Below are 5,114 nucleotides of genomic sequence, written 5' to 3'. Positions count from 1 at the left end.
CCGGGGCCGGTCATGACGCTGGCGTTGGGGGCGGTGAGGCGATGCAGGTGCCGCAGCAGGGGCACCGGCCGTTCGTGCTGCCAGTCCAGCGCATGTTCCAGTTGTCCGGATGGGCACACCAGCGCGAGCTCGGCGTAGGGCAGGTCCTGCTCCATGAAGCGCTGCGGTTGACCGCCGACCAGACCACCACGGGGGGTGGAGTTCCACAGTGGTTCGTCCTCGGTGCAGGCCGCCAGGGCCTGCCCGGCCTGTTCGAAGGCCGACAGCCAGTGCAGGGTGCGGATGGTGGGGAAGATCATGAAGAAGTTGCCGGCCTGGTGCTGCGCCAGCGCATCCTGGGGCCGGACCCAGACCGGCTCGAACTGCTCCATTTCGTCGGCCACCGGTTCCTGCTGGTCGGGCATCAGCGCAGCGAAGAAGACGGTGTCGAAACGCTTGGGCACGCTGCGGTCGGTGGTCCAGCAGGCCAGCATGCGCGCCTGATCGACCGCCAGTGACCAGCCCTGGGCTTGCAGTTGCGGGTACAGCGCCCGGCTGCGGTCCAGCGCTTGAAGGTGGGTGCGGGTGATGGGCCTGCCATCGGCCTGCACGGCCAGCAGGATGCCCAGTTCCTCGAAGGTTTCCCGCAGCGCCGCCAGCGCCGCCGTGCGGTAGCGTCCGCCCGCGTCGGGGGCGCGCGCCAGCGTGTGTGTCTGGTGGTCGTCGGCGTCCACTCGCCCGCCGGGGAACACATAGGCGCCGGGCAAGAAGCTGGCGTTTGGCGAGCGCCGGGTCATCAGCACTTCGACGCCCAGCGCTCCGTCACGCAGCAGCAACAGGGTGGCCGCTGGGTGCGCCACGGCCGGTTCTTTGCGGGGGTGCAGTTGCAGGGTGGGGCGGGCCATGGCGGTGTTCCTTGCGCGGGGGATGGGGGCTCTACGCGCTGGCCGAATGGGTGCGCAGCAAGGCGTCGAGTGTGCTTTCCAGGTGGGTGAGGGAATTGCATTCGCGCGCGATGTGGCAATAGGGCGCGTAGCGCTTCATCTCCGAATCGCCCAGGCCCCAGAACGAGGTGGGCTCGGGATTGAGCCAGATCACCCGGCGCGCGCGCTCATAAAGCTGCTTCATGACCTCGACATGCGCCTCGCCGCGGTTGTTGCGCGCGTCGCCCAGGATCAGCACCGTGGTGCGGCGGTCGATGTCGCCCAGCAATTGTTCTTCAATATCGAGCAGGGTTTGACCGTAGTCGGTGCCGCTGCCGCCCACGGCCTGCATCACTTTGTCGACCGCTTGCTCGACCGGCAGCAGCTCGAAGGTGTCGCTCACGTCCACCAGGTGGTTGGTGAAGGCGAAACTGCGCACGTCGCTGACCTGCTCGCCCAGGCTGTGCAGGAACAGCAGCAGAAAGCGCGCGTACTGGCGCACCGAGCCGCTGACGTCGCAAATGGCCACCACGCGTGGCCGGTCCACCACCTTGGAGCGCCAGAAGGTCTCGAACATCACGCCGTCGTAGGCCGCGTTCTTGCGCAGGGTCTTGCGGAAGTCGAGCTGGCCGCGCACCCGCTGCTTCTTGCGCCGCGAGTGGCGATCAGCCAGCCGCTTGGCGATTTTGCTGACGATGACGTGCATGCGCGCGAAATCGCGCTTTTCGATGTTGGAGAGCTTTTGCGTTTGCAGGAAGTCGTCGTGCAACTGGCGCGTCGGGGCCGTGCCGAAGAGCGCGAGTTTGCGTTCGACAAAATTGCGAACCTCCTCGAACAATTTCTTGCGCGCCAGTTCAAGCTCCTTGGCGCGCTCGGGCGCCAGCGTCTGGCGTTTGGCGTCAGAGATTTCGCGGTCCAGCAGTTCCAGGCCCATGGCCTGCTGGATCTTCTGGGTGTAAAAACCCTTTTGCGTGAAGAACCAGATGTCGGTCAGGCCCACCTCGCGCGCGGCTTCCTGCATGCGCTTGGCCAGCGCCGCCGAGTCGCCCGACAGCAACAACTGCGACAAGGCCTGGCCACCGCTGCCCTGGCAACCGCCCGGCCCGCCGGAGCCGGTGGCTGTCTGGTTTTTGGGGCTTTGCTCGGGCGGGTCCTGCGCTGGTGTGGCGTCGGCGCCGGGTTGGACGCCGGGCCGGACCGCGCCGCCAGGGGCTGCCAGGTTTTCAAAAGAGCTGAAACGAAAGAAATGGTCAAAGGCCTCGTCGAACAGGGCGCGGTCGACCGTGGTCTTGGCCAGCGTGGTGCCCAGCGCGCTCTTGAGCAGGGCGCGGTCGCTCCAACCCACCAGTTCGACGGCACGCGCCGCATCGACCTGGGCGTTGAGATGGATTTCAAGGTCGCTGCCGCGCAGCGCCTTGAAAAAGTCTTCAAGCGTGGCTTGCACGGGGACTCTCCGCATCCTTGCGCGCTTGTTGCAGCAGGGTGGACATCTGCGCGTTGGCGGTGGCGATGTCTTGCTCGAACTTGAGGAAGACATTGAGCGTGTCGCGCACCACGTCCAGGTTCAGGTGTTCGGCGTGCAGCAGCAGCAGCGTCTTGGCCCAGTCGATGGTTTCGCTGACCGAGGGCAGTTTTTTCAGGTCCAACTGGCGCACCGCCTGGATGAAGGCCACCAGCTCCCGGTTCAGTGTTGCCGACAGGCCGGGCACGCGCCGCTCCAGGATGCGCCGCTCCAGCGCGGCTTCGGGGAAGGAGATGTGCAGGTGCAGGCAGCGGCGCTTGAGCGCGTCGCTCATTTCGCGCGTGTTGTTGCTGGTGAGAAAGACGAGGGGCTTGACCTTGGCCTTGATGGTGCCGAGTTCGGGTACCGAGACCTGGAAGTCGGACAGCACTTCGAGCAGGAAGGCCTCGAATTCGGGGTCGGACTTGTCGATCTCGTCGATCAGCAGCACGCAGCCGCGCTCCTGGTGCAAGGCCTGGTAGAGCGGGCGCGGTTCGAGGAAATGCTCGCTGAAGAACAGGTCGTCGTGCGCATGCAGCTTGTCCATGGAGGCGGCCAGGCCGACGGCGCCCTGCATCATCTCGCCCAGCTTGTCCTTGAGCAGTTGCGTGTAGAGCAACTGCTTGCCGTATTTCCACTCGTACAAAGCCTTGGATTCGTCCAGGCCTTCGTAACACTGCATGCGGATCAGGGGCACGTCGAGAATCTCGGCCATGCCCTTGGCCAGTTCGGTCTTGCCGACGCCGGCCGGGCCTTCGACCAGGATCGGCTTTTCCAGGTTGAAGCCCAGGTAGACCGAGGTGGCGATTTCGCGGCTGGCGATGTAGTCGACCGAGGCGAAGGCTTTGGAGACTCGGTCAACGGAATCAAAGTGGGCTTGGTGCAGTGTTTTCATGGGTTGTCGTTGATTCCAAAAGGGTTTCTCCGGCCTGGAATTGCCGGGATTCGGCGATGCTGCGGGCGATGCCCTGCACCAGGCGCAGGTCGCGCGCCAGGGTGAGCAGGGCCGGTTCATGGTCGTCCAGGGCTGCGGCAAAGGATTCACAGGCGCCTTGCCAGCGATCAAACAGGCGGCGCGCGCCCAGGTTGAACGCCGCCAGCGCCTCGTCGGGCCCGTGCTGGTCCAGGTGCTGGGCGGCATGGCGTGCCACGGGCGAGAGGGCGTCGAGTTCGAGTTGCAAGCCACCCAGCTCCCGGGTCAAAGCCGGCGTGCGGGCTGCATGGCGAAACCAGCGTGCCAGGGTATCCAGCTCGGCTTGCATGGCGCCGAGCATCGGGCCCAGCAGCAGCGCGTCTTCGATCGCGCGCAGCGGCCGAGCGATGGTGTCGAAAGCCTGTCCAGGCTCGCCCAGGCGCTGGCTTTCCGGCACCCGGCAGCCGACCAGGCGCAGGCCGCAATGGCCCAGCGGCGCCAGTCCGCGCACTTTGTCGTCCAGTTCGCGGGTCAGGCCCGGTGTGTTGGCCTCAACGACGAAAGCATCGAAGCGCTTGCGCCCTTCTTTTTCGCCGCTGACGGCCAGCACGATGATGGCATCGGCGGCCGGGCCGTTGCTGACGAAGGCCTTGTGGCCGTCAAGAAGCCAGTCGTCGCCGTCCCGTACCGCCCGGCAGCTCAGGTGTTTGGGGTGTGCGCCGGTGCCGGGCTCGGAGATCGCGAGTGCCAGCAGGGTGTCGCCGACCGCCATGGATTGCAGCAGCGCACGATGCCGGTCGCTGCGCAGATTCGGCGACAGCACGAAGCGCGCCAGCATTTGCTGCATCATCCACGCCATGCCCAGCCCCAGACTGGCGGATTCCCGGGCGACGATGCCGGCCAGCGCGCTGACCAGCGCGGAGTCCGCTACGGGCGCCCCACCGTCGCTGTCGAAGCCCACGCCGAGCAGGCCACTGGCGCCGAGGTGGCGCCACCAGGCGCGGGGGAAGCCGTGCGTGCAGTCAGGCGCTGGCGCGTTCGCCAGGGCCAGGCGCATGGCCTCGGGCAGCGCCGGGTCCGACTTGGGTTGCTCAGGGGATTGAGAGCGGCTCATAGGTCCATCCAGATCAGGCGTAAAACCCGAGCTGTCGCGCCGCCAGGTCGCGCATCACTTCTTCGGCGCCGCCACCGATGGCGTTGACCTTGACTTCGCGGTAAATGCGCTCCACCTTGACGCCGCGCATGAAACCGGCGCCGCCGTGCAGTTGCACCGCCTCGCTGGCGCAATAGGCCATGGTCTGGGTGGCCTGGTTTTTCAGCAGGCAGATTTCGCCCACCGGCGTGTCGCCCTGTTCGACGCGCCAGGCGAGCAATTCCAGCATGGCCTGGGTCGCCTCGACGTGCATGGCCATGTCGGCGAGTTTGTGGCGGGTGACCTGCTGGTCGATCAACTTGCCGCCAAACATCTCGCGCTCACGCGACCAGGCTAGCGCCTCGTCCAGGCAGACACGGGCAAAACCGTTGGCGCCGGCGGCGAGAAAGATGCGCTCGCGGTTGAAATTCTTCATGATGGCTTTGAAGCCCTGGTTTTCCACCCCCACCAGGTTCTCCACCGGCACGCGGCAGTTGTCGAAATACAGGGTGGCGGTGTCGGAGCACCACCAGCCCATTTTTCTCAAGGGCGTTTGCGTAAAGCCGGGCGTGCCTTTCTCGATCAGCAGCAGCGACACGCCGCCCGGCCCCGGCCCGCCGGTGCGCACCGCCACGGTGTAGAAGTCGGCGCGCATGCCGGAGGTGA

The 5,114-nt window shown here is 66.2% G+C and carries 5 protein-coding genes; all 5 read right to left on the bottom strand.

The window, feature by feature from the left end:
• Positions 1 to 884, bottom strand: an 884-nt coding sequence (locus RMP09_RS21905) for an NUDIX hydrolase (protein WP_310568094.1), incomplete at its 3' end; no start/stop codon positions are given.
• Positions 885 to 915: 31 nt separating this feature from the next.
• Positions 916 to 2,346, bottom strand: coding sequence for a vWA domain-containing protein (locus tag RMP09_RS21900; protein ID WP_164868402.1), 1,431 nt, complete (start codon positions 2,344 to 2,346; stop codon positions 916 to 918).
• On the bottom strand, positions 2,330 to 3,298 hold the full coding sequence (locus RMP09_RS21895) for an AAA family ATPase (protein ID WP_127806096.1): 969 nt from the start codon (positions 3,296 to 3,298) through the stop codon (positions 2,330 to 2,332). Before RMP09_RS21895 ends, RMP09_RS21900 begins: the two co-directional genes overlap by 17 nt.
• Positions 3,270 to 4,373, bottom strand: coding sequence for an acyl-CoA dehydrogenase (locus RMP09_RS21890; RefSeq protein ID WP_310568093.1), 1,104 nt, complete (start codon positions 4,371 to 4,373; stop codon positions 3,270 to 3,272). The genes RMP09_RS21895 and RMP09_RS21890 overlap by 29 nt, the downstream gene beginning before the upstream one ends.
• A gap of 70 nt (positions 4,374 to 4,443) precedes the next feature.
• Positions 4,444 to 5,114 (bottom strand): acyl-CoA dehydrogenase family protein (locus RMP09_RS21885; RefSeq protein ID WP_310568092.1); only part of this gene is annotated, 671 nt, incomplete at its 5' end.

Source organism: Hydrogenophaga sp. (assembly GCF_031426985.1).
In the GTDB taxonomy this organism is placed as follows: domain Bacteria; phylum Pseudomonadota; class Gammaproteobacteria; order Burkholderiales; family Burkholderiaceae_C; genus Hydrogenophaga.
The sequence above is the reverse complement of the archived record's forward strand: the minus strand, read 5'-3'. Positions and strand labels throughout refer to the sequence as shown.